Raw genomic sequence first — 25,728 nt, forward strand, 5'->3', positions numbered from 1 at the left:
ATTCTATAGATATAAAGGTTAAATAATTTATAATTTAAAAGCCCTCTAAACTCAGGTTTTTGTCTTTTGGCTATCTTTCGAGATACTTAAAAATAACGGCAAAAATATGGCAATTATAGGTTCATTAATAAAGGGGATTATTGAATTAAGAGATAAGATGGTTTCGGAGCCAAATGCAGAAGAAGCACAATTGGGAGTCCTTAAAAAATTATTGAATACAGCAAAAAATACTGAATTTGGTAAAAATTACGATTTTGAGCATATCTTGGAATCTGACGATCCAAAAAAAGAATTTTCAGCTAAAGTGCCTTATTTCGACTATAATAAGATCAATGAGCAATGGTGGTCTAAGATGCATGAAGGAAAGGAAGATGTTACATGGCCTGGAAAACCTCCATATTTTGCACTTAGTTCTGGTACTACGGGAAAAACAAGTAAGCGCATCCCTGTAACAGAAGATATGGTTGATGCCATTCGCCAATCGGGTATCAAACAAGTTAGCGCCTTAAGTAATTTTGATTTACCGGCAGATTTCTTCGAGAAAGAAATTATGATGCTCGGCAGTTCTACCGATCTACAAACAGAAGGTGATCATCAGGAAGGAGAGATAAGCGGTATTTCAGCGAGTAATATTCCATTCTGGTTTCGTGGTTATTATAAACCGGGAGAAGATATTGCAAAAATTGAAGAATGGGATGATAGAATACAACGTATTGCAGAAAATGCCAAGAATTGGGATATAGGTGCTCTTTCCGGTATTCCGTCCTGGATGGAACTTATGCTTAAAAAAGTTATAGAATATCACAATGCAGAAAATATCCATGAGATATGGCCCAATTTACAGGTCTATACCTCTGGTGGCGTAGCTTTTGAGCCTTATTCAAAAAGTTTTAATGCATTATTAGCGCACCCAATTACTGTAATTGATACATATTTAGCTTCTGAAGGGTTTTTGGCATATCAACAAAGGCCGGATACTCATGCGATGAAGCTGGTAATGGATAATGGGATTTATTTTGAATTTGTTCCCTTGAAGGCAGAATATGTTAATGAAGATGGATCTATTACAGATGATGCCGAGGTAGTACCACTTTCAGAAGTAAAAGAGGAAGTGGATTATATTTTATTAATAAGTACGGTTTCAGGAGCTTGGAGATATCTCATTGGTGATACCATTAAATTTACCGACCTCGAGAAGCATGAGATTAAAATAACAGGTAGGACTAAATTTTTTCTGAATGTAGTTGGCTCACAACTTTCAGTGAACAAAATGAATGATGCAGTCCAGGAGCTGGAAGAGAGATTTGATATTCAAATCCCTGAATTTACACTTGCTGCAGTGAGAATAGATGGAGAGTTCTTTCATTCCTGGTATCTTGGAACTACCTCTAAGCTAAATGATGATGATCTGGCTGAAGCTCTGGACGAGTCGTTAAAAGCAGCAAATAAAAACTATAAAGTAGCACGTTCCAAAGCTCTAAAAGGAGTGAAGGTAAAGACTATAGATCCTAACCTCTTTAACGAATGGAATGCTTTGAACAAGAAAAAAGGTGGGCAGGTAAAAATGGAACGAGTTATGAATGAGGAGAAATTTGCAGAATGGGAAGATTTTATCGCTACACAAAAGTAAAAACTTATTTTATTTAGTATTCAAATCATCTACGAGCTCTAATATCTCTGCAGGGGATAGATACAAACGTTTAATGCGTTCTTTATAAGCAGTCGATAAATGAGCGTGACTTAAAATAAAATCTTTGGTAGCAAGAATATAGTCGCCCATTCCATGATTTACCGCAAACGTATCTGCCGCTCTTTCAGCTTCTTTTATATGCGTGGAAGAGAGGATATAACGAATTCCAAATTTTATAAGATCCCAGCCGCTGCGTTCCCGGTAATCCATAATATGTCCTAGTTCGTGTCCCAACCATCCAATCAATACGTCTGATGGGATTTCCTGCATATTGAATTCCTGATCTTCAATATGGATACTTTCACTAATCATTATAAAATAGGATCGCTGCTTTTTCCCTTTCAAAAGATCCTTAAAAGCCGGCTGAGCCTGCATGAAGGATCTTTTAATGTTCTTTTTAAATTTAAACTCGATTGGAGTATGTATTAACTCGGGGTAATAGGAAAGAGCTATTTTAGCTTCCTTTAGAATGGATGAAGGTATGCTCTTATTTTTAAATTCAAAATTTGGTTGATCAATCATATGATGAAGATAGCTAAAACCAATAATTAGAAAAAGATATCTGCCAGCTATAACAGTAGATTAACGTTATTTTTCCAGAATTAAGTAATCTAACCGTGCACACTTTAGCGATACTCTTCATGAAAATCGACAACATTAAAACATAAAAAAGCCTCACACAGTGTGCGAGGCTCCAACTTTCATAAGTATAGTAACTATATAAACTAAGCTTAAGCTTGTCTAACGTTTACTGCATTTAATCCTTTTCTTCCTTCTTCAAGATCAAAAGTTACTTCATCATTCTCTCTAATTTCGTCAACTAGACCATTAGCGTGTACAAAGTATTCTTTGTTTGATTCTTCTTCTGTGATAAATCCAAATCCTTTAGAGTCATTAAAAAATTTGACAGTTCCTCTATTCATTATATATAAATTTAATTTGTGCAAATGTAATGATAATTAATGACTTTATAATTATATAAAGTGTTTATTTAAAATATTTTAATGAAATATTAATTTTTGTAAATATTTTTCAAATCATATTAAAGCTGAATATTATTTTCTCTTAAATAATATTTACTACATAATAATGGATATAAGGATGAATGTTTTCATACTCTTTTAAGTTAATTTTATTAAATGTTTCTGAATTCATTAACCAGTATAAATAATAGATAATTATAGTTTCGCTTTTCAATTAAATACTTGTACAACCAATAATTTAAATTAATTATTCGAACTTAACCATCCATCTACATTGAAAACAACTACTTTCTTAAGTAAATATAAAAACGCATCAATATATCTAGTAATTTTTATGGTTCTATTCTCTTGTGAGAAAAAGTCGCCAGAAGCTGAAGTTATAACACCTAAAGCTTCCCAAAAGGATACTGTTTCTGCCAAAAAAGTGAATAAGAAACCCAAATTAATTGTAAACTATAAGTTAGATTCCTTAAGTAATAAGGCAGCTATAGACAGTTTTCAGAATAGCTATACAGACAATCAAAAGAAGCTTATTTTTGCGCTTAACAGAATGGATTCAAAAAGGCTACGAATTGGGTCTCCCGTGGTTATTCCCGATACATTGGATCTAGACCTTATAAAATATTCACCATTTCCTGAAAAATTATCCATCTTAGATTCTCTGCCCAAAACGTTGCTAATTTCTCAAAGAGTACAGGGTTTTGCTTTATATGAACGTGGAAAGTTAGTTAAATGGGGACCAGTGAGTTCAGGAAAGAAATCTACGCCTACGCCTAACGGACTTCATTATGCCAATTACAAGGCTAAGAAAAAGGTAAGTACTGTAAATGATTCCTGGTTGCTCCCTTATTATTTTAATTTTATGAATTTTGAAGGAGTAGGAGTACATCAGTATAGTCTACCAGGTTATCCTGCCAGTCATGCCTGTGTAAGACTTTATATGGAAGATGCACAATATATTTACGATTGGGCTACGCAATGGGAACTTTCCGGGCATGCCATAACTAAAAATGGAACACCCTTCATGGTTTTTGGAGAATATGATTACAAAAATCCATATCCATGGAGGCAGCTAGCTACAAATGCTGATTCCAATAATATTTCAGAAGAAGAAATTGAAACTCTGAAATCGTATGTCGCAAAATACAATGAAGATCCTAATAATAAAGTGGAGGATTTGATAGAAGAAGACGAACTTTCTCTAATTCAATAAAGCTATAATTAAGAATGCTTACGATTTTATTACCCCAAATCTATTGATCTAGAATCCCTAATTCCTCAATAGTTTTAAGAACTCCATTTTCATTATTGCTAAAATTTGTCACAAAGCTGCTATTGCTAATAATTTCAGGATGTGCATTTTTCATGGCGTAGCTGTATTTAGCATTCCTCATCATTTCAAGATCATTCAAATAATCTCCAAATACCAAAGTCTCTTCCGGAGAGATATTCAGCTCCTTTTGAACGCCACTAATAGCATTTCCCTTATTAGCATTCAACGAGGTAATATCTAAAAAGGTGTGGGCAGCCACAGCAACTTTATAGGTTTCAGAATATTCTTTATAGTGTGGCAGCGTATTTTCTTCAACTCCGTTGAAATTGCAAACTGTTACTTTAAGAATAGTGTCTTCAACGCTGGTAATATCTTCCACAACTTCCAATCGCTCATAATATTTCTTTATTTCGGTGTAAAATTTGGTATCCTTCGTTTCTATGTATGCCGAATTCTTTCCGCAAAGCACAAGTTCTGTATGTTGTAATTGTCGACCTATAGTTATAAAGCCCATTGCCGCTTCTCTATCCAAAGAATTTACAAATACTTCTTTTCCTTTATGAACGACGTAGGTACCGTTTTCAGCGAAGAACATCATACGGTCTTTGATCCTTTCAAACTTTGATTCCAGGTTATAAAACTGTCTACCACTGGCAACCGAGAACATGATACCTTTCTTAGAGAGCGCTTCTTCAATATTCCAAAAATCGGGGTGGATCTCGTGTGCATCATTCAGCAAAGTTCCATCCATGTCGGTAACTATAAGTTTTATCATATCTCAAATTTGAAACGTCAAATATAGCTGTTTCAAATGGAGTCGATGTTAAATTAAAATTGTTTTTAGTTCTTATGAAATAGTCTGAGCTTATAACCTTTTAAAAAAAAATCACATTATAAAGTGCTGACATTCGATAGGTTATATATGTCGATATTAATTTTATTTAAATTAATTCTAAATAGAGTTCTTGAAAAGAGATTTTATTGATACTTTTGAACACTATTTAAACACAGTCTAAATAAATATAAAATCAAAATGTATAAAAAATACTTTTTATTAAGCTTATGTTTAGTGCTATTTCAATTGGGTTATTCCCAGTCAACAGGAGCATTAACAGGAACTATTGTAAATACGGTAGGTAATCCTATTTCTGATGTTAATTTGGAATTAGAGGGGACATCCTTAGGAACGGAGTCCAATTTTAGAGGGGAATTTCAATTAAGTAATATACCGGTTGGAAATTATATTTTAAAGGTCTCGTATGTAGGTTACCAATCTTTAGAAAGGAGCATAGTTATTACAGAGAATAAAGTAAACGATTTGAAATCGATTGTGCTTAAGACCCGACAAGAAAGCTTGGATGAGGTCGTGGTAAAAGCAAATGGAAACCCCAATACCTTTACCAGAGCTGCCAGCGAGCATGTAGCTAAGTTGCCATTAAGCAACATAGAAAATCCACAGGTTTATAATACAATTACAGCTGAACTTTTGGAACAGCAGGTGGTAACTAATTTTGATGATGCTATTAAAAATGCGCCTGGACTAACCAAGCTTTGGGAATCTACAGGTAGAGGGGGCGATGGAGCCGGATATTTCTCTCTACGTGGTTTTCCAGTTCAGCCTACTTTAGTGAATGGTTTACCGGGAATCACAAATTCCAGTCCCGATCCAGCCAATATTGAGCGTATAGAGGTTGTAAAAGGTCCTTCAGGAACTTTGTACGGGAGTAGTTTAATTTCTTACGGAGGTTTAATTAATATCACTACAAAAAAACCATATAATTACTTTGGAGGAACCTTGTCTTATACTGCGGGGAGTTATGGATTAAATCGAATTACAGCCGATGTTAACACGCCTCTTGACGAGCAAGGAAATATCGCTCTTCGAGTAAATACCGCATACCACACCGAAAACAGCTATCAGGATGCAGGATTCAAAAAATCATTTTTCTTTGCTCCTTCGTTAAGCTACACGGTAAATGATAGACTTTCTTTTCTTATAAATACTGAAATTTACTCAGGTAAAAGTACAAACCCAACCATGCTGTTCGTAGATAGGGGAGCTCCTTTAAGAGTGCATAATATAGATGAATTGGGCTACGATAATAAACGTTCGTATACTAGCAACGATCAGGTACTTGAAAATCCTACCTTTAACTTACAGGGCCAGATGAATTATAAGCTTTCTGATTCTTGGAACTCTCAAACTGTGCTTTCTCGAGGTGTTGCAAAAACTAAAGGTTACTATTCGTACCTATACGAGACTACCAGATTCTATCAAGGTAGAGATGAAGTAGAAGGGGAATTAACCAATTTAGATGAAGGAGTAGTGTTCAGTAGATATACCAGTGATCAAAACTCTACTACACTTACTACAGATCTACAACAAAATTTCACAGGAGATTTTAAAATTGCAGGATTGCGTAACCGTATGGTAGTAGGAGTAGATTATTTTCATAGAAAGACTATCGATAATAGCTCAGCTTATGTAGGGAACGGAAATATTTACATCGGGAATGCCAGCCTTCAAAATGTAAATGAAAGTGTATATAACATATTTAATCCTGAGCAATATGTTACAAACGGGGACAATGGTATCCTTTCGGCAGCTGCTGTCGATAATCTTATTGCCAACAGTCCCAGAAATAACAATGAAACTAAAGAAGAGGTTTATAGCGCATATGTTTCTAATGTTATCGACTTTACGTCAAAACTTTCAGCCATGGCAAGTTTAAGGGTCGATCAATTTGAAAGTGCAAATAATAGTCAGACTGCTCTTTCTCCTAAATTTGGACTTGTTTACCAGCCAGTTGAAGGAAAAGTTGCACTTTTTGCAAATTATATGGACGGATTTACCAATGTTTCGCCTTCTCAGGAAGGAGATCCTGCACAGGGAAATACTACGACGCGTACTTTTGATCCGGAACATGCTAACCAGATAGAATTTGGTACTAAGCTTAATTTGTTAGATAACAAGTTATCTGCGAGCTTGAGCTATTATGATATTCAGGTTTCTAATATCGTTATGGAAGAAACAGGAAGACCATTTTACTATGTGCAAGATGGAGAAAGATACAGTCGAGGGTTCGAGGCAAGTATTACTGCAAGCCCTTTAAGAGGACTGAATTTTATTGCAGGTTATAGTTACAATGATAGCAAACTTACAAAGTCTGATCAAACTGATTTTCTTAATAGAAGACCTGAAAGTGCCGGCCCTAAAAATTTAGCAAATCTATGGGCGAGTTACCAATTTCATGAAGGACACTTGAATGGCTTTGGACTAGGTTTTGGTGGTAATTATGCTGATGTTAATAAGATATTTAATAGAGAAGTAGGCGGAGTATTTGAATTACCGTCTTATACAATCTTAAATGCCGCTGTTTTCTATAATTCTGATAAATTTGGAATTAATTTGAAGTTGAATAACTTAACAAATAAAGAGTATTACTCTGGATGGTCTACTATTAATCCGCAGACACCAAGGAATGTTGCAGCGAATTTAAGCTACAAATTTTAATTAGCCAGTGAGCCGGTTTGGTTATGAAGCTAACCGGCTCATTTTATATATTTTTGATAAATATTGAAAAAGAAAAGGAAAAAGGAGAACTTTAAGAAACTGGTGAGGAAACTCCATTTGTGGTTAGGCCTAACATCAGGCCTAATTGTATTTATTGTAGCTCTTACCGGCTGCATTTTTGCGTTTCATGACGAAATAAAGGATCTTACCAGAGATTGGAGGTTAGTCGATGAACAGGATGTTCCTTTAGTCTTGCCCAGTGTTCTTCAAAACAAAGTTAAGACTAGATTCCCAGAGGCAAGTACCAATGTAGTTATGTATCAGGGGAGGAATCGATCGGCTTACGTGTATAGTGTTATTAATGAGATTCCTTATAATATCTATTTTAATCCTTATAACGGAGAGTTTCTTCATATAGAAAATCTGAATAAGGACTTCTTCCTAATTATTGAAGATTTGCATATGCACTTATTACTTCCCGAAAAAATAGGGAAGCATATTGTGGGTGTTTCAACCTTTGTCTTCATTTTTATGCTTATTAGTGGTGTTGTGCTATGGTGGCCAAAAAAGAAGAAGGGTCTCAAGAAGAAATTCAGCATAAAATGGAATGCGAAATGGCGCCGAGTGAACTATGATATTCACAATGTTGTGGGTATCTATGTCTCCATCTTGGCCTTGGTCATTGCAATTACAGGCTTAAATTTTGCTTATACTTGGGTTCAGCAGGTTATATATGAAACTGCTAACCTAGGAAAAAACTATCCCGAAGATGAGGTAGGACTTGTAATTTCTAATAACCTTATTACAAAGACTAAAAAGTCTAGTGTTGATATAGCCTTTATGGAAACTCTTAGGGAATTTCCTCGAGATGAAATGTACTTCGTGTGGGAACAAAATGATTCTTTGCCTATAGTTACAGGGGCATACCCTACGGCTCTTAATTTCGATCATCAGTCGAACCTTTATTTTCATCCAAATAGCGGGAAACTTCTGAAGGAGCATGGATATTCAGAAAAAAGTTTGGGTTTGCGTTTACAGGAAATGAACTATGGGTTACATACAGGGCAATATTTTGGAATAACAGGTAAAATTTTTGCATTCTTGGCCAGTTTATTTGTTACTACGCTCCCGGTAAGCGGCTTTTTAATATGGTGGGGAAGGAAAAAGAAAAAAAGCAAAAAGAAGTGATGATTTGATAGTGTAAATATTGAATGATAAAGGGCCTCGAACATACGTTTGAGGCCCTTTATTTCTTTTGAAATGATGTTAATTATACAGTACAGCATCTACCACTGCTCCCACTGCTGCTAAAATAACAGCAAGTAATAAAGAAGTTGTAAAGCCTATAGTTTTAAAATCTTTACTCATCTTGTCGGCTATTTCAATAACAATTGCATAGGCTACCACTCGGGTTATAAAGCCTAAACCTAGAAAATAGAATAAGCCTAAAGTAGCAACGTTTAATACAGCGGTAAGAATCCAGCTGAGTAAAAAGCTGAGAACGCCAATAAGAAGTGCTACTATTACAGCTGTTTTGAAACCTTTAAGTTCTACTTTAGCCATGTATTTCGCAGCAATTAATAAGATAACAGCATCAATTAAAATGTGGAAAAGCCATTGTAACATAGTTGGGTGGTTTGAAGTTAGTTGAACTAAAGATATCAAATATCTCTAATTAAAAAAAAGTAATATTTGTAAGTAACCTGCAACTTCTAATTTGTAAATGAATTTATTTCGGCTTTAGTTTATTTTGTTAAAAGCTCAAATACTGCTTTTACATTTGCAAGTTTCTCTCTTCTAATTAAACTTCCTTCGGTTTCATATTCTCTGGCATTTGCGGGATAGCCCACATGGTTCAGTCCCATATTTTTCGCAATGAAAAGTGCACGCGGTAAATGAAACTTTTGAGTTACTACAATAGCATCGGTAATATTGTATACTCGGCTAGATCTGAACATACTGTCATAGGTATCTATCCCGGAAGGATCGGTAGTGATATGATACGATGGTACACTGCGATCTAAGAGATAGTTACGCATAGCATTTACTTCATCATAATCATCGGTACGGTGATCTCCACTTAAAAGGAAATTCTTCACTTTACCTTTTCTATAGAGGTTTAAAGCGGAGTCCATTCGATCCTGAAGGATAGGAGAGAGCTGGCCGTCGGCATGCACACTTGCCCCTAACACAATAGCTGTAGAGGCAGCTGGCAGGGAATCAATATCCGAATAAATTCTGGGAGAAGTCTCTTGTGCTATAAAGCGTGAAAGACCATATAAAAAGGCCACACCTAAGCTAATAAGTAGTAGGGTAAATACAGCTATTCTCTTTAAAATACGCATCAAGAATCCTTGTTTTATCTGGTGATAACGGACAGATTCTAAAAGTAGTATTTTAATGTTAATGCATCTATGGTTTCTATTAGAAAATGCTCAGGTTAATATGTTTTTAGCGATGTCATGGCTTCACCCTTAAAGTATTGCTTAAATTTGCAATTCAGAAAAAGTAAAGAAATTGAAATGGATAATATTGAAGCCCTGGAGTGGCGTTATGCAACTAAGAAATTTGATGCAACCCGAGTCTTACCTCTTCAGAAAATTGAGATATTAAAGAAAGCCTTTAATTTAACGGCAACATCCTATGGCCTACAACCCATTAAAATGGTGGTTGTACAGAGTAAAGATTTACAGGAAAGACTTGTTGAACACTCTATGAATCAACAACAAGTAGCAACCGCTTCCAATGTGTTGGTACTTTGTATTGAGAGAGAAGTAGATCAAAATTTTATTGAAGCTTATTTTGAGATGGTACAGAATATTAGAGAAACTCCCACAGAAATTTTGACACCGTTCAAAGAGTTTCTGATAGATGATTTTAATAAGAAGCCTTCCCAGGAAATAGCAAACTGGGCTATCAAACAGGCTTATCTAGCATTAGGGACGTTACTGACGGTTTGTGCTATAGAGGAAATAGATGCCTGCCCCATGGAAGGATTTGTACCCGAGAAATATGATGAGCTATTGAATTTAGAGCATCATAACCTAAGATCTGTTCTTGTTTTGCCGGTGGGTTATCGAGCAGAAGATGATATATTTTCAGAATTTAAAAAAGTGAGACGCCCTTTGGAAGATGTAATAATTGAAATTAATAATTAATATTAACGCTCTTTTCTAAAATAAAACCGGCTAACAATCAATTTGATTCTTAGCCGGTTTTTTTATTTGGTTTTTACCTAATTAGTAATTCACGTAACTCATAATTTCTAGTCCATATCCAATCATTCCAACACGTTTGGTTTGTTGAGAATTGGAAAGCAATTTTATTTTATGAATCTCAAGGTCATGCAGAATTTGTGCACCAATACCAAAATCCTTATTGTCCATAATAACCGGAGGAGCTTTAATTTCGCCTTCTTTCTGGCGCTGTTTCAGTTCGCCTAAGCGGTTCAATAAATTAAGTGATTGATTGGCAGGATTTATAAAGACAATAGCGCCACGACCTTCGTCATTTATGGCTTTGAACATATCGTCTAATTTTTTATCGGCATTATTGGTAAGCGTTCCTAAAATGTCATTATTAATAAGAGTAGAATTTACTCTAACAAGGATTTCCTCGTTAGGTTTCCAGCTCCCTTTTGTAAGGGCAATATGCACCTGATTGTTGGTTGTTTGTTTATAAGCCCTAAGTCTGAAACTTCCAAACCTAGTTTCAATATTAAAATCTTCTTTCTTTTCTATTAAAGAATCATGTTGCATGCGGTAGGCCACAAGATCTTCTATAGATACAAGTTTAAGATCGAATTTTTCAGCAACTTCTATCAACTGAGGTAGCCTAGCCATCGTCCCATCTTCATTCATGATCTCTACGATCACTCCGGCGGGTTGAAATCCAGCTAATCTGGCAAAATCGATAGCAGCTTCAGTATGCCCGGTTCTTCTTAATACCCCTCCTTCTTTAGCTTTCAAAGGAAAAACATGTCCAGGTCGGCTTAAGTCTGAAGGTTTCGTATTAGGATCAAGCAGTGCCTTAATGGTTTTTGCTCTGTCTGATGCAGAAATACCTGTAGTAACACCATGACCTTTCAGGTCTACCGAGATCGTAAAAGCCGTTTCTAAAGGGTCGGTATTGTTACCCACCATCATGTTAAGCTTTAAATCTTCACAATGTTCTTCGGTAATAGGAGCACAGATCAATCCGCGGCCGTGAGTAGCCATAAAGTTGATCATCTCTGGAGTTACCTTTTCTGCAGCTGCAAGAAAATCTCCTTCATTTTCTCTATCCACATCATCAACTACAATAATAATCTTACCATCGCGAATATCATCGATGGCCTCCTTAATAGTGTGTAATTTTATAGTATTTTGAACTTGGGTGTTTTCAGCCATAGCAAAAGTTTCTTTTTCAGGCTGCAAAGATATTTAATCTATTTCGTTTCCTTCTTGATCCATCCCAGTTTTTTAATAAGCTTGGTAAATGGAGCAATGAAATTCCCGAATGCTAGCAGGCCTTGATCTGTTGTAGCACGATAGGTAAAGAAAATTCCTAAGGGCAGCATAATAAGTGTTGAGAGCCAACTGGCAATGAAGGGGCTTAAAGTGCCATCTTCAGAGCTGTTTTTGGCAAATATTCCAATAAAATGATAAGTTAAGAACATTAAAATTGCAATAACCATGGGTAATCCCATTCCACCTTTTCTTATAATAGCACCTAAAGGGGCTCCTACAAAAAATAAGATAATACAGGCAAAACCGAGTACGTATTTCTCATGTAAGGCAATTTCAAATTTATTGAGTTGCTTCCTACTGTTCTTAAATTCCTGCTTTTTGATGGTAAGATTGGAAATGCTCGCATTAACAGTACCTAACGACTGATTTATTATTTGAAGACCCATGCTCGGATCGTACAACTCTAAGATAGAGTTTTCAAAATTTTTAATAGAATCGTTTGGTTTAAAATAGGTGTTGAAAGTAGTAGCCCCGGTACGTTTATACATGACCTCCGAAAAATTCTTCATTTCGGTATTATAGGAAGTAGAGAAGGAATCGATACTTTGCGAAAGCTCGGAAATCTTAAGCATGTTCTGGGAGTTACGGTAATTCTCATCGTCCAGATCGACATCGTTAAAAGTGGAAAGGTCTATATTAATTACATATTCCTTAAAATAACTTTTAGCGAAAGGTTTATTCGCACGTTTGCGCGGATCACTCTGCTTTATTTCGTCGTAATAATTTCCATCTCTTAAAATTAGCGAAAGCATGTCCGATTCGGTGCTTCCCATCAGCTCTCCTTTCTTGGCTTTTATAACAGTTAAGTTTCCGCCTCTGGCCGATTTTTGATGGATAATTACATTGTCTAGAAACTGATCGTTATCGCCAGACTTTTTGTCAACTTTAATATTGAATTCTCCTACATCGTTAAAAATGCCTTCACTTATGGCCATAGCAGGCTTTAGCTGAGCAATGTTCTTACGTAAATTGATAGATTTGAATTCGGCGGCAGGTATTACATTGTTTGCAAAAAAGAAAGCTACCAGGCTAATAAATACAATAAATACGGTAAGACTGCGCATTGCCCTCTGCAGGGAGATCCCTGCAGATTTCATAGCGGCAAATTCGTATTTTTCAGCAAAACTACCAAAGGTCATTATAGAGGTTAGAAGTATAGTTAGAGGAAGTACTAATGGTACAAGTTTAGGAGAGAAATAGAGTAAGAATTTCAAGATAATTCCCACATCCAAATCTTTACCTGCCAGCTCCCCAATGTACAGCCAAATAGTTTGCAGCACAAAAATGAACATGAGGATGATAAAAACAGCAAAAAATGTTTTTAAATAACTTACCAGTATATACCTATCTAAAATCTTCAATTTAATCTAATCTATTGATGTAGAAATCTTTGTATCTGTCTTCGCTGAAAGAGAAAAGGCTCTTTGATAGCGGCTGATTGGTTTTAAAACTTCTCACGGTAATTGTGATCTTCGTTCCGTTATCTTGTGTTTGAATAAGATTGTAGATATGCTTTGTTTGGTTGTCTATACCTAATAAAATATTCTTTACATCGGCATTGCTATCCATTGGAGTAAGTTTAATATACTGGATCTTACGTCCTTTAATATCTTGAGTGATATCCCATTTATACGTATATCCGTCTTGATAGAAGGTGAACATTTTTGAAGGGGTGATGTTATTATCATCTTCTTCTACATAATTAGAGATGTTTATCTCCTGATCTTCCGGGATAATGGTGTAGATCTTCTTTCCATCAAATAATTGGGTGGTCCCCATTAAATTCAATACATATTTATCTCCATTGATGCTCACATCTCCGCGAGTTTCCTGATTTACATCTTCAGCTTTATTCTCAAGGGAATATTTAAAATCTATCACCATATTGTCATAAGATTTTACTTTTGAAGATACTTCGTTCAGTAACTTTTTAGCTTTTGCAGAATCTTGGGCATTTGCAGAAAAAATGCTTAATACGGCGATTAATAAAATAGATATACGTTTCATTTTTGTTTCTTTAATTATTTTTTAGTCATTAAGTAGTTCGTCGAGCGATGCCATATCTGTTACAAGAACCTGTCGAGCTTTGCTTCCTTCAAAAGGACCCACCACACCTGCAGCTTCCAGTTGATCGATAATTCGGCCGGCCCGATTATATCCTAATTTCAACTTTCTTTGCAGTAAGGAGGCCGAACCTTGTTGTGCTATTACAATAACTTCAGCAGCTTCACGAAACAATTTGTCTCGCTCGCTCACATCAATATCAAGTCCCATGCCACTTTCCTCTCCTTGATATTCCGGAAGAAGGTGGGCATCAGGATAAGCTTTTTGTGAACCAATAAATTCAGTTATTTTATCAACTTCAGGTGTATCTACAAATGCACATTGTAATCTAATAAGATCGTTTCCTTGTGTAAAAAGCATATCTCCGCGACCTATAAGCTGGTCGGCTCCCTGATTGTCCAAAATTGTTCTGGAGTCTATCTTTGAAGTTACTCTAAAGGCTACTCGCGCTGGGAAGTTAGCTTTAATGATACCGGTAATTACATTTACCGAAGGACGTTGTGTGGCGATAATTAAGTGTATACCTATAGCCCTTGCCAACTGTGCAAGTCGGGCAATTGGAGTTTCCACTTCTTTCCCGGCAGTCATAATTAGATCGGCAAATTCATCTATTACCAAAACGATGTATGGTAGAAATTTATGCCCATCTTCTGGGTTTAGTTTTCGGGCTTTAAACTTAACATTGTACTCTTTAATATTTCTAACCATTGCATCCTTCAAGAGATTATAACGGTCGTCCATTTCGATACAAAGTGAATTCAAGGTGTTAATCACCTTGGTATTGTCGGTTATAATAGCATCCCCATCATCGGGTAATTTTGCCAGATAATGACGTTCAATTTTATTGAAAAGTGTTAATTCTACTTTCTTAGGATCTACCAATACAAATTTCACTTCTGCAGGATGTTTGCAATAGAGTAGGGAGGTAAGGATAGCATTTAATCCCACCGATTTTCCCTGTCCTGTTGCTCCTGCCATTAATAAGTGAGGCATTTTAGCAAGGTCTACTACAAAGGTCTCATTAGAAATGGATTTCCCTAAAGCTAAAGGAAGTTCCATTTCAGCATTTTGAAATTTTGGTGAAGCTATCACCGATCTCATAGAAACGATTGTGGCATTCTTGTTTGGAACTTCAATACCGATGGTTCCTTTCCCTGGAATTGGAGCAATTATACGTATACCAAGCGCTGAAAGTGATAATGCAATATCATCTTCTAAGTTTTTGATCTTTGAAATCCTTATTCCTGCTTCCGGTACAATTTCATATAGAGTAACAGTTGGTCCTACAGTCGCTTTTATTTGGGCGATCTCTATTTTGTAGTTCTTAAGTGTATTTACAATGTTATTCTTGTTTTCCTCTAATTCCTGTTGATCTACAGTGATCCCACCGCTATTGATATTGTAATCTTTTAAAAGATCTATAGTAGGAAATTTGTAATTACTAAGCTCCAAAGTAGGATCGAATTCTCCAAAGTCTTTTACCAGCTTCTGACTCAAGGTATCTTCTACTTCCTCTTCTTCTGCCGTTTCAACTTCCATTTTCACCTCTTCAATGGGAGCTGATGGTTTAGACGGAGTTTTTTGAGGAGTATCAAAATTTATTTCATTTGTTGGTGTCGCAGGCTTAGGTGTCTCTTTTATGATCGGACTTTCAACTGGTGGCGCATATTCCGAAACCCAGTCTTCTTCCTCTTCGGTAATTTCTGAAGGTGCCGACTCGGATGCCGTTTTGAAATCAGCTTTTAATTCTCCTTTCTTATTTTTAACATAGCTCCCAATCATCTCAGGAGTTACTTTTAATCGTATCACCACATAGGCTATAAGAAGGAAGGTTAATAATAGTACTGTCCCTATGAAGCCAATGTAATCTTGAAGATAGTCGTTGATCTCATATCCCACACGTCCTCCTAAAAGTGAATTTTTATGTGCAAAGAAACCAAAGAAGATGGCCCACCACAGCATCATTAGAATTCCCCAGAACCAATATTTGAATAGTTTGTTAAGCTGATATCCGAAAAACAGATAGATTCCGGAAAGACTTATAAGAACAGCGGGAATAAATGCTGCAAGACCAAAGCCATTATAGATGAAAAAGTTGCTGATACTCGCTCCAAATTTGCTAAGCCAGTTTTTAGCCACCACTTCACGATTCCCCAACTCGTTTAGTATGCTTTGATCTTCCTGCCAATTAAACAGGAAGGAGGCAAAGGCAATTATCAAGGCCAATCCCATAAAAAATAAGAAGGTTCCAAAAACAACTTTTTGTTGCCTTGTTAATTTTAAACTCGGCTTTTTAAGTTTGGATGTCTTGGTCTTTTTTGTTGAGGCTTTCTTTTTGGCCATATATTTAAAGGGGAATTTTTGCAAAAATACAAATTAGCGCGTGTCTAAAATAAGGAAAATGTATTCAATATTAACAATCCACAATTTTTGTGGGGAACACCTCAAGTTAACGGCCTGATTTTTTAAATATTCTAGCAAAGAGGATGATTTATACTAAGTTTCTTATTTGTTCTGTGTTTTTCTCACAAATGTTTTTAAAGGATTGATTTTTAGTTGAGTAATTTTTTTTTCGCTTTTAACAGTATAGATTTGTTTTGCTCATTATGTTTCTTTCTGAAAAGCTTATATCAATTTTAATAAAAATTGATTTTTAGGGGTTGAAACGTTTTCCGTTTACTTATAATCTCAACATGAGAAATTAGTATGTTTGTGTAATTTAATAAGTTGAAAAGGTTTTTTTTAGAAGCTGCCTAAAAACAGGTAAGGCTTATAATTAAACATAATCCATAGATATTACTTAATTTTAATGTAGTATAAATTTTTATTAAGAATGGAAAAACACTTAGAACTGACGGATATCGATTTTGAACTTCAGTTTAAAAAAGCGCAATTAGATCCAGCTTTATGTTGTCATGAAGCGCATTTAAGACTAGCATATATTCATATCAAGAAATATGGATTAGACAAGGCGGTAAAAAATGTGAATTATCAATTATATAGTTATGTGTGTTTTTTGGGAGCTGAAGAAAAATATAACCATACCCTGACCACCGCAGCGGTGAAAGCTGTAAGTCACTTCATGCGAAAGTCTCAGGCGACTAATTTTAAAGCTTTTATACTGGAATTCCCCAGACTGAAATATAATTTTAAGGAGTTGATGTCCGTTCATTATAAAATAGATATTTTTAATTCTGAAAAAGCTAAGAAAGAGTTTCTTGAACCCGATCTATTACCATTCTAAACCTGTTTGTTAAAAATGCATTTAGTTAGAACTACTTCTCTAAACCCGGATTTTGTTTCATTGGTGAAGTCATTAGATGAAGACTTGCTTATCCGGGATGGGGAAGATCACGAGTTCTTTTCTCAATTCAACAAGATTGATAATATAAAATATGTGGTAATTGCTTACTCCGGTAATCTGGCAATGGGTTGTGGTGCCATCAAATTACATGAAGAAGAAACCGGAGAAATAAAAAGAATGTTCGTTTCACCAGAAAATAGGGGCAAGGGAATTGCGACTTTGGTTTTAAAAGAACTGGAAGATTGGGCAGGAGAATTAGGTTGTAAAACCTGCATATTGGAGACTGGGATTCATTTTAAAGAGGCGGTTCATTTATATAAAAAGAATAATTATCGTGTTATTCCCAATTACGGACAATATAAAGAGGTGAATACAAGTATCTGTTTCAGGAAGGATTTGAATTCTTAATTAGAAGAAGATGATGATCAAGATAAATAAGGTGCACCATATTGCGATTATTTGTTCTAATTATAAGCGATCAAAGAATTTTTATACTGATATTTTGGGGTTTGATATAATTAGGGAAATATATAGAGAGGATAGGGAATCCTATAAATTAGACCTTTCGCTTAATGGTAGTTATACCATAGAATTATTCTCTTTTCCTAAGCCACCCGAGCGCACTTCAAGACCGGAAGCTGCCGGCCTTAGGCATTTAGCTTTTGAAGTAGATAGTGTAGAAGAGGTTATAAATCAATTAAAAGCAATGAATATTTTAGCAGAGCCAATCCGTGTTGATGAGATTACCGATAAAAAATTCACTTTTATAGCCGATCCTGATGGCTTACCTATAGAATTCTATCAAAAATAAAGAGCAGTAAAATTAATAGGTTTTTACTGCTCTTTAGGATGATATTTATTGTTTTATAAGCATTAGCTACCACTCATAATTGGGGAAAATGTAGGGGAGATAGATAAATCCTGCAATAATAACAGCTGTTAATGCTGCGAATAAAACTGCTCCTGCTGCCACATCTTTAATATAGCCTATTTTGGAATGAAAATCGGGATGCACAAAATCTGCAATTTCTTCTATAGCAGAATTAATCCCTTCTGCACAAAGCACCATTCCCATGGCTATTATCTGAAAGATCCACTCTATTTTGGAGATGTCAAAATAAAATCCTGCGATGGTGACTATTATAGAAACTCCTATTTGTACCTGTATACTGTGTTCATGTTTAATTAATAAGAAAGCTCCTTTAATGGCATAACCTCCGCCTTTAATTCGCTTTCCAATATAACTGTCTCGCATTATAAAAGTGATTTTAAAGCTGCAAGATAATCAGGTTCTTCGGAAATATCGGGTACTTGTTGACTATGAATCACTTTTCCTTCTTCATCTAAAACAATTACAACGCGGGAAAGCAAGCCTGCCAAAGGCCCGTCCATCATTTCTACCCCATAATCTTTCCCAAAATCACCCTGACGGAAATCGGATAGATTGGTTACATTTTTTAGTCCTTCATCATTCACAAATCTTTTTTGAGCGAAGGGAAGGTCACGTGAAATACATAACACCTCGGTGTTATTTAGTTTGGTTGCACGCTCGTTGAAGTTTCTTACAGAAGTTGCACATACATTGGTATCTATGCTTGGGAAAATATTCAATATTACGCGTTTACCTTGAAAATCCTTAAGGCTTACTGTAGATAAGTCGGATGTAACAAGCTCAAAATGAGGAGCTTTTTCACCCATTTCAGGAAGGCTTCCGTAAGTATTGATCTTTTTATCTCTTAAAGTTATTTGCGACATGATGTGTTGGCTTTTTGTTATTCAGAAGCTAAATTTAATGTATAAGTTGTAGGGATTTACTAAAATTATCATAAAACAACAAGGGCTGTTTTATATTTTAAAACAGCCCTTGTAATGCATTATAACTAAGGTTTTAACGGTCTATAGACCCCATTACTTTTTTGACGAAGTTGTTGGCAGCGTCAATTTCAGAGTCTCCCTCTTCAATCAATTTGTGCACTTCCACAGCGCCACATAGATTAGTGATCAATTCTCCAATTACATCCATTTCTTCATCAGTTACAGAGCGATGCTCTGTAAAACTTTCCAATACATCAATGGTATTTTGTAATTTTTGAGTGTCGTTATTACGTTGTAAATGTCTAATTACTGGCAACTTCATCTACTAGATCTTTTAATAGTTCAAATTTATTTGTTTGAACTTGGTTCACTAATTTTCCATTTTTGAAAGATGCGAAAGTTGGCAGGTTATTTACATTAGCCAGTTTACGTGATTCAGGATACTTTTCAGCATCCACCATAAGGAAAGTAGCAGCTTCGTTTTCACCTGCTAGTTTCTTGAACTTAGGCTTCATCACTCGGCAATTACCACACCATCCGGCCATATACTGAACCACTACAGTGTTGTTACCTGCAACAATCTCACTTAAATTATCTAATTCTAATTCCTTAACCATAGTCTTATTTTTTTTAGTTTAAGCTTAGGTAAGATGCAACTCCTTCGCGGTTAGCGTTCATTGCTTCCTTTCCTTCTTCCCAGTTTGCTGGACAAACCTCACCTTTTTCCTGTACGTGTGTATATGCATCAATCAAACGGATGAATTCTTTTACGTTTCTTCCAAGTGGCATATGGTTTACACTCTCGTGGAAAATGGTACCTTCTTCATCAATAAGGTAAGTTGCACGATATGTTACGTTGTCGCCTTCTACGGTTACTGCACCGGTTTCTTCGTCGTACTGTTCGTTTGTTACATCTAAAATCCCAAGTTGCGCGCTTAAGTTTCTGTTAGAATCTGCAAGAATTGGGTAAGTAACTCCTTCAATACCACCGTTGTCTTTTGGAGTATTTAACCATGCAAAGTGAACTTCTGGAGTATCACAAGATGCACCAACAACCATTACATTTCTTTTTTCAAACTCTTCCATTGCAGCTTGAAAAGCGTGTAATTCTGTAGGGCATACAAAAGTGAAATCTTTAGGGTACCAGAATAACAATACTTTTTTGTTATTTTTCTGAGCCTCTTCAAGAATGTTGATCTTGAAAGTATCACCCATTTCGTTCATTGCGTTTACACTTAAATTAGGGAATTTTCTTCCTACTAAAGCCATATAATTTATCTTTTAATTACTAATTATTTTCCGGGTGCAAAAGTAAAAATTATGCCTATGCAGAAGCCAAAGTTGCATGCTTATTTCTTATGCTGAAATAGGATTTGATTATAATTAAATCAGTCTTAAATAGAAATGCTCTATTTAAGACTGATATATTGCCTTTTATGTTTTTGATTTTAAGTGCGTTGCGTAGATAGCTGCTTTATCTTAATGCTGAATGCGGCAAATATTAAGGTTACGAAAGGACTTAAATAATTAAAGAAAGCATAGCCCACGTATGAAACCACCGGCACTCCAAGTACGCTACTATGATATGCTCCGCATGTATTCCAGGGAACTAATACCGATGTTACCGTTCCTGAATCTTCTAAGGTTCTACTTAAATTTTCGGGAGCCAGTCCTTTTTCTCTATAGGCTTTAGCAAACATCTTTCCTGGTACCACGATGGCAAGATACTGATCGGAGGCCGTAACATTAAGTGCAAGGCAACTAAATACGGTACTTGCAAATAACCCGAAAGTGGTATGGAATAAATTTAGAAGGGCCTTGCTTATTCTTGCTAACGCCCCAATAGCTTCCATAATCCCTCCAAAAACCATTGCGCAAATAATAAGCCAGATTGTGCCTAGCATTCCAGCCATTCCTCCTGACGAGAAAAGTTCATTTAAATTAGCATTATCGGTGGTTATAGATGTATCTACCGTTATGGCATTCATGATTCCTTTATAGCCACTTATAAAATCTAAAGTTTCAGTTCCCGCTATTTCAGCAATAATATTAGGTTGAAAAACTAATGCTGCTACTGCACCTAATAAGGTTCCAATTAATAGCGCTATTAAGGGGGAGGTTTTCTTAACTATCAAGAAAATAACAATTAAGGGAACCAGGAATAGCCATGGGGTGATGGTAAATGCTTTTTCGATGGAATTAAGTATTTCAGTAGTATCTGTACTACCGGAAACATCCAGGTTAAATCCTATTATAACAAAAAGTAATATGGTGATTGTAATTGTAGGAACCGTGGTTAAAAGCATATATCTAATATGTGTAAATAAGTCAGTTCCAGCCATTGCGGGTGCTAGATTTGTAGTGTCGCTTAAAGGAGATAGTTTGTCTCCGAAGTAGGCTCCAGACAATATTGCGCCTGCTGTCATCCCTACAGATATCCCTAAAGCTTCTGCAATTCCAATTAAAGCAATACCTACGGTAGCAGAGGTTGTCCAGCTACTTCCTGTTGCTACAGATATCACAGAACATATTACCACACAGGCAGCTAAGAAGATAGTAGGATTAAGAATTTGAAGACCGTAATAGATCATGGTTGGTATAATTCCGCTTACCATCCAGGTCCCTGCTAATGCACCGACCATCAGCAGTATTAGAAGCGCTCCCGTGGTGCTTTGTACATTGTTAGCTACTTCATCGATCATTTTGTTATAATCCACTTTATTGAAGTAACCCACAATTGCAGCTACAGCACCTCCTAAAAGCAATATGAATTGATTGGAACCGCTTAATGCATCGTCTCCAAACACAAAAACATTAAAAGCTAACATTGCCACCAGAACAATAACAGGAATAAGTGCTTCCCAAATATTTAATTCTTTATTTTCAACAATAGGATCATTCTCAGGGTGGTGTGTTTGGCCTTCCATTCAGTTATATTTTTTGGAACGTAATGTTACGATTTTAAGGTATATTCTGCAAGTCTAAGTAAATAAGGGTGTAAGTAAAGGCTGAATATTACTTGTTTTATTGAGTTAAATGAGTGGGTTTAATATGCTTTGTTTCAAAATATTGAATGTGTTTAATTCTTGTAATATGAATCAGGTTATTAAGGGATAAGACATAAAAAAAACCTGTTTTAAAAGTTGCTTGTCTTTTAAAACAGGTTTGAAGTTAAGATGGGTTTATATGTTATTTTAATACACCTACATCTTTCATACATTTTTTCATCATCTCATAAGTGCGTTCAATATCATTATCCAGCCCAATAGAAAAACGGATAAGTCCGTCGGTAAGTCCCATTTCTTTTTGTTCTTCCTCCGGAATTTCTGAAGATGTAGAAGTTCCCGGGGCACTGAATAAAGTTTTATAGAAACCTAAGCTTACGGCCAGATACCCTAGATTTCGTTCTTGCATTAATTCCATCAATTCATTAGCCTTGTCCAAGCTTCCAATATCAATGGTTAACATTCCTCCAAAACCATAATCTTCATTCATCATAGATTTGTAGATCTCATGACTTGGGTGAGAAGGAAGTCCTGGATATACGGTTTTAAAACCATCGGCTTCAAATTTTTGAGCGAGGAACATCGCGTTTTTGCTGTGTTGCTTCATTCTAATATGAAGTGTACGCATGTTCTTTAGAATAGAAGCTGAACGTAAGCTGTCCATGGTTGGCCCCAATAACATGTTGGCTCCGTCAATTACACTTCTTAAAGAATTGATGAATTCCTGAGAACCACAGGTAACTCCTCCAACAGTATCGCTGGAACCGTTAATGAATTTGGTTAAACTGTGTAAAACTACATCGGCACCAAGTTCGGTAGGAGTGATTGATAAAGGTGAAAATGTGTTATCTACCATTAATACTAAACCGTGTTTTTTGGCGATATCCGAAAGTCCTTTAATATCTGCCACTTCTAAAAGTGGATTACTTACCGATTCGCAATAAAGCACTTTAGTGTCTTTGGTAATCGCTGCCTCCACTGCTTCCAGTTTGGTAATATCCACAAACGAGGTTTCAATATTAAATCTTGGTGCGAAATTCTTTAGAAAAGCATAAGTCCCTCCGTAAATAGTGCGACTTGAAACAATATGGTCACCTGCTTTACATACTTGTAGCAGGGCAGCAGTAATAGCTCCCATACCTGAAGCGGCAACATTGGCGGTTTCTGTTCCCTCCATTGCAGCCAAGGCTTCTCCTAAATAAAGATTTGATGGGGTAGAGTGACGAGAGTATAAATAACATCCATCAGCATTTCCTTCAAAAGTATCGAACATGGTCTTTGCTGATAGGAAAGTGTAAGTGGAAGAATCGGAAATTGAAGGGTTCACGCCTCCAAATTCTCCAAAATATTGAAGATCCTGAATATGGTTTGCCGGTTTGTATTTCATGGTAAGAATTATTTTATGATTCTACCAAAGAAAGATAAAATCGGAATAAAAGTCAATAAGGGAGATTTTATTTAGAATTTTAATCTGTTAAATGAGTTTATATGTGAATATGAATCTTAAATTTTATAGATTGCTGCGTAATAACCGATTTTTTTTCAGCATATGAAATTAGATGATATCGATAAAAAGATCCTGCATCAATTGCAAAAAGATAGTAAGATCACCAATAAGGAATTATCACTTGGACTCAATTTATCCGTTACAGCAATTTTTGAACGTATAAAGCGATTAGAGCGAAACAAAGTTATTTCTAACTACGTCGCATTGGTTAAACCAGAACTAATAGAGAAAGGTTTTATGGTGTTTTGCCAGATCAAATTGGTTCAGCACTCGAAGAGCTATGTAATAAAATTTGAAAATGAAGTGGCGAAACTTCAGGAGGTGTTAGAGTGTTATCATGTAAGCGGAGAGTATGATTACATCTTAAAGATACTTGTAAAAGATATGGAAGCATATCGCGAATTTATGGTGACTAAACTCACAAATCTGGAACACATTGGCAGCACGCAAAGCACCTTTATAATTAGCCCTATAAAGAGTACCACAGCAATATCACTATAAGGTTAAAAATGAAATATGCTCAATTTCAAGGATTGGTCATTGTGGAGAATAGTCGTACTTTTGCTTTCAACTGAAAAAAAATATTAAAAACTTACTTATGAGCACATATGATGTAGTAGTAATTGGATCAGGTCCCGGTGGATACGTGGCTGCCATTCGCTGCGCACAACTAGGATTGAAAACTGCAATCATTGAAAAATATTCAACTTTAGGAGGAACCTGTCTAAATGTAGGCTGTATTCCAAGTAAAGCCTTATTAGATTCTTCTCATCATTTTGATGATGCTGTAAGGCATTTTGAAGAACATGGAATCGAAATTCCTGGTGAGGTAAAAGTGAATTTGGAACAAATGATGAAACGTAAGGCTGCAGTAGTTTCTCAAACCTGTGATGGCGTTAAGTTTTTAATGGATAAAAATAAGATTGATGTTTACGAAGGTGTTGGTTCCTTTAAAGATGATACTCATGTAGTGGTCGATAAAAATGATGGAGAATCAATAACGCTGGAAGCTAAGAATATCATTATCGCAACCGGATCAAAACCATCCAATCTACCCTTTATCACTCTAGATAAAGAAAGAGTGATCACTTCTACAGAGGCTTTAAAATTAAAAGAAATCCCGAAGCATTTAGTTGTTATTGGAGGAGGAGTGATTGGTTTGGAATTAGGACAGGTTTATAAAAGACTTGGAGCTGAAGTTACGGTAGTAGAATATTTAGATAGAATTATTCCAACTATGGATTCCGCCTTGTCTAAAGAGCTTACCAAAGTGCTTAAAAAACAAGGAATCAAATTCCATGTAAGTCATAAAGTAAAATCTGTAGAGCGTAATGGAGATGAAGTTGTAGTAAAGGCAGATGATAAGAAAGGAAATGAAGTAGAATTTAAAGCAGATTACTGCTTGGTTTCTGTTGGAAGAAGGCCCTTTACCGATGGTTTAAAAGCTGATGCTGCCGGAGTAGAAGTAGGTGAGCGTGGAATGATCACGGTGAACGAACATTTACAAACTAATGTAAAGAACATCTACGCGATTGGAGATGTGGTTCGTGGTGCAATGTTAGCTCACAAAGCTGAAGAAGAAGGAACTTTTGTTGCTGAAATCATTGCCGGACAAAAGCCTCATATCGATTATAACCTAATCCCGGGAGTTGTTTACACATGGCCTGAAGTTGCTGCAGTTGGAAAAACTGAAGAGGAATTGAAAGAAGCAGGAGTGGATTATAAAGAAGGGAAATTTCCAATGCGTGCATTAGGAAGATCTAGAGCAAGTGGAGATACTGACGGATTGGTGAAAATATTGACAGATGCTAAAACCGATGAGGTATTAGGTGTACATATGATTGGAGCTCGTGTTGCCGATCTTATTGCTGAAGCCGTTACCGCAATGGAATTTAGAGCTTCTGCTGAAGATATTGCAAGAATGAGTCATGCGCATCCAACTTATGCTGAAGCTGTAAAAGAAGCTGCAATGGCAGCTAACGATAGAGCAATGCACATATAAAGATTTATATAATACTGGTATAAGGTCCCGATGAATAATTTTTATCGGGATTTTTTATGCCTT

General features: G+C 35.9%; 26 protein-coding genes. 10 read left to right on the top strand and 16 right to left on the bottom strand.

Annotated features, from left to right (window positions below; all coding sequences use genetic code 11):
- Positions 1–106: 106 nt before the first annotated feature.
- Positions 107–1,630 (top strand): GH3 family acyl-acid amido synthetase, encoded by a 1,524-nt coding sequence (locus L1I30_RS06380; RefSeq protein WP_236133432.1) that lies wholly within the window; start codon positions 107–109, stop codon positions 1,628–1,630.
- 9 nt (positions 1,631–1,639) lie between these two features.
- Here L1I30_RS06380 and L1I30_RS06385 read toward each other — a convergent pair whose 3' ends face one another.
- Together L1I30_RS06385 and L1I30_RS06390 are read right to left on the bottom strand one after the other, a co-directional pair.
- Positions 1,640–2,212, bottom strand: coding sequence for a hypothetical protein (locus L1I30_RS06385; protein ID WP_236133433.1), 573 nt, complete (start codon positions 2,210–2,212; stop codon positions 1,640–1,642).
- 209 nt (positions 2,213–2,421) lie between these two features.
- A complete protein-coding gene (locus L1I30_RS06390) occupies positions 2,422–2,613 on the bottom strand; it encodes a cold-shock protein (RefSeq protein ID WP_236133434.1) in 192 nt (63 codons plus the stop codon).
- 334 nt (positions 2,614–2,947) lie between these two features.
- Between L1I30_RS06390 and L1I30_RS06395 the strand changes: the two genes are divergently transcribed.
- Positions 2,948–3,886 (top strand): L,D-transpeptidase, encoded by a 939-nt coding sequence (locus L1I30_RS06395; RefSeq protein ID WP_236133435.1) that lies wholly within the window; start codon positions 2,948–2,950, stop codon positions 3,884–3,886.
- Between the two features lie 40 nt (positions 3,887–3,926).
- On the opposite strand, the gene L1I30_RS06400 is transcribed toward L1I30_RS06395, so the two are convergent.
- Complete coding sequence (locus tag L1I30_RS06400) at positions 3,927–4,721, bottom strand: Cof-type HAD-IIB family hydrolase (RefSeq protein WP_236133436.1); 795 nt, start codon at positions 4,719–4,721, stop codon at positions 3,927–3,929.
- Positions 4,722–4,979: 258 nt separating this feature from the next.
- Between L1I30_RS06400 and L1I30_RS06405 the strand changes: the two genes are divergently transcribed.
- Positions 4,980–7,460, top strand: coding sequence for a TonB-dependent receptor (locus tag L1I30_RS06405; protein ID WP_236133437.1), 2,481 nt, complete (start codon positions 4,980–4,982; stop codon positions 7,458–7,460).
- Between the two features lie 63 nt (positions 7,461–7,523).
- Positions 7,524–8,648 (top strand): PepSY-associated TM helix domain-containing protein, encoded by a 1,125-nt coding sequence (locus L1I30_RS06410; RefSeq protein WP_236133438.1) that lies wholly within the window; start codon positions 7,524–7,526, stop codon positions 8,646–8,648.
- Positions 8,649–8,726: 78 nt separating this feature from the next.
- Here L1I30_RS06410 and L1I30_RS06415 read toward each other — a convergent pair whose 3' ends face one another.
- The gene (locus tag L1I30_RS06415) at positions 8,727–9,086 is read right to left on the bottom strand and encodes a phage holin family protein (protein WP_236133439.1); all 360 of its coding nucleotides are present in this window, start codon (positions 9,084–9,086) and stop codon (positions 8,727–8,729) included.
- 119 nt (positions 9,087–9,205) lie between these two features.
- Entirely contained in the window at positions 9,206–9,805 is a 600-nt protein-coding gene (locus L1I30_RS06420) for a SanA/YdcF family protein (protein ID WP_236133440.1), read from the bottom strand.
- 177 nt (positions 9,806–9,982) lie between these two features.
- Here L1I30_RS06420 and L1I30_RS06425 point away from each other — a divergent pair, with 177 nt between their 5' ends.
- Positions 9,983–10,618 carry an NAD(P)H-dependent oxidoreductase gene (locus L1I30_RS06425; RefSeq protein ID WP_236133441.1) on the top strand — a complete coding sequence of 212 codons (636 nt, stop codon included), beginning with the start codon at positions 9,983–9,985 and terminating at the stop codon, positions 10,616–10,618.
- 81 nt (positions 10,619–10,699) lie between these two features.
- Here the strand turns inward: L1I30_RS06425 and ribB are convergent, their stop codons facing one another.
- The 4 genes from ribB to L1I30_RS06445 are packed head-to-tail and all read right to left on the bottom strand — an operon-like array spanning position 10,700 to position 16,375.
- Positions 10,700–11,848: a 3,4-dihydroxy-2-butanone-4-phosphate synthase gene (gene ribB, locus L1I30_RS06430; protein ID WP_236133442.1), complete on the bottom strand. Its 1,149-nt coding sequence runs from the start codon at positions 11,846–11,848 to the stop codon at positions 10,700–10,702.
- Between the two features lie 38 nt (positions 11,849–11,886).
- Positions 11,887–13,329 carry an LptF/LptG family permease gene (locus L1I30_RS06435; RefSeq protein ID WP_236133443.1) on the bottom strand — a complete coding sequence of 481 codons (1,443 nt, stop codon included), beginning with the start codon at positions 13,327–13,329 and terminating at the stop codon, positions 11,887–11,889.
- A 1-nt stretch (position 13,330) separates the two neighbouring features.
- Positions 13,331–13,975, bottom strand: a complete 645-nt coding sequence (gene lolA1, locus L1I30_RS06440) for an outer membrane lipoprotein periplasmic chaperone LolA1 (protein WP_236133444.1) — start codon at positions 13,973–13,975, stop codon at positions 13,331–13,333.
- A 21-nt stretch (positions 13,976–13,996) separates the two neighbouring features.
- Entirely contained in the window at positions 13,997–16,375 is a 2,379-nt protein-coding gene (locus L1I30_RS06445; protein ID WP_236133445.1) for a DNA translocase FtsK, read from the bottom strand.
- 490 nt (positions 16,376–16,865) lie between these two features.
- Here L1I30_RS06445 and L1I30_RS06450 point away from each other — a divergent pair, with 490 nt between their 5' ends.
- The 3 genes from L1I30_RS06450 to gloA2 are packed head-to-tail and all read left to right on the top strand — an operon-like array spanning position 16,866 to position 18,147.
- The gene (locus tag L1I30_RS06450) at positions 16,866–17,276 is read left to right on the top strand and encodes a hypothetical protein (RefSeq protein ID WP_236133446.1); all 411 of its coding nucleotides are present in this window, start codon (positions 16,866–16,868) and stop codon (positions 17,274–17,276) included.
- Positions 17,277–17,291: 15 nt separating this feature from the next.
- The gene (locus L1I30_RS06455; protein WP_236133447.1) at positions 17,292–17,744 is read left to right on the top strand and encodes a GNAT family N-acetyltransferase; all 453 of its coding nucleotides are present in this window, start codon (positions 17,292–17,294) and stop codon (positions 17,742–17,744) included.
- 13 nt (positions 17,745–17,757) lie between these two features.
- Complete coding sequence (gene gloA2, locus L1I30_RS06460) at positions 17,758–18,147, top strand: SMU1112c/YaeR family gloxylase I-like metalloprotein (RefSeq protein ID WP_236133588.1); 390 nt, start codon at positions 17,758–17,760, stop codon at positions 18,145–18,147.
- Positions 18,148–18,213: 66 nt separating this feature from the next.
- Here gloA2 and L1I30_RS06465 read toward each other — a convergent pair whose 3' ends face one another.
- From L1I30_RS06465 to L1I30_RS06495, 7 genes are all read right to left on the bottom strand, one after another.
- Entirely contained in the window at positions 18,214–18,591 is a 378-nt protein-coding gene (locus L1I30_RS06465; RefSeq protein ID WP_236133448.1) for a diacylglycerol kinase, read from the bottom strand.
- Positions 18,591–19,091, bottom strand: a complete 501-nt coding sequence (gene tpx / locus L1I30_RS06470; protein ID WP_236133449.1) for a thiol peroxidase — start codon at positions 19,089–19,091, stop codon at positions 18,591–18,593. Before tpx ends, L1I30_RS06465 begins: the two co-directional genes overlap by 1 nt.
- A gap of 133 nt (positions 19,092–19,224) precedes the next feature.
- Complete coding sequence (locus tag L1I30_RS06475) at positions 19,225–19,473, bottom strand: DUF6952 family protein (RefSeq protein ID WP_236133450.1); 249 nt, start codon at positions 19,471–19,473, stop codon at positions 19,225–19,227.
- Complete coding sequence (locus tag L1I30_RS06480; protein ID WP_236133451.1) at positions 19,454–19,768, bottom strand: thioredoxin family protein; 315 nt, start codon at positions 19,766–19,768, stop codon at positions 19,454–19,456. Before L1I30_RS06480 ends, L1I30_RS06475 begins: the two co-directional genes overlap by 20 nt.
- Positions 19,769–19,781: 13 nt before the next feature.
- Positions 19,782–20,420: a peroxiredoxin gene (locus L1I30_RS06485; protein WP_236133452.1), complete on the bottom strand. Its 639-nt coding sequence runs from the start codon at positions 20,418–20,420 to the stop codon at positions 19,782–19,784.
- A gap of 179 nt (positions 20,421–20,599) precedes the next feature.
- Positions 20,600–22,078 (bottom strand): Na+/H+ antiporter NhaC, encoded by a 1,479-nt coding sequence (gene nhaC / locus L1I30_RS06490; protein ID WP_236133453.1) that lies wholly within the window; start codon positions 22,076–22,078, stop codon positions 20,600–20,602.
- A 262-nt stretch (positions 22,079–22,340) separates the two neighbouring features.
- On the bottom strand, positions 22,341–23,543 hold the full coding sequence (locus L1I30_RS06495) for an aminotransferase class I/II-fold pyridoxal phosphate-dependent enzyme (protein ID WP_236133454.1): 1,203 nt from the start codon (positions 23,541–23,543) through the stop codon (positions 22,341–22,343).
- Between the two features lie 162 nt (positions 23,544–23,705).
- Between L1I30_RS06495 and L1I30_RS06500 the strand changes: the two genes are divergently transcribed.
- Positions 23,706–24,164, top strand: coding sequence for an Lrp/AsnC family transcriptional regulator (locus L1I30_RS06500; protein WP_236133455.1), 459 nt, complete (start codon positions 23,706–23,708; stop codon positions 24,162–24,164).
- Positions 24,165–24,261: 97 nt separating this feature from the next.
- Positions 24,262–25,665, top strand: a complete 1,404-nt coding sequence (lpdA, locus tag L1I30_RS06505) for a dihydrolipoyl dehydrogenase (protein WP_236133456.1) — start codon at positions 24,262–24,264, stop codon at positions 25,663–25,665.
- The last annotated feature ends 63 nt before the right edge of the window (positions 25,666–25,728 follow it).

The sequence above is a fragment of the Gillisia lutea genome, from assembly GCF_021568705.1.
In the GTDB taxonomy this organism is placed as follows: Bacteria; Bacteroidota; Bacteroidia; order Flavobacteriales; family Flavobacteriaceae; genus Gillisia; species Gillisia lutea.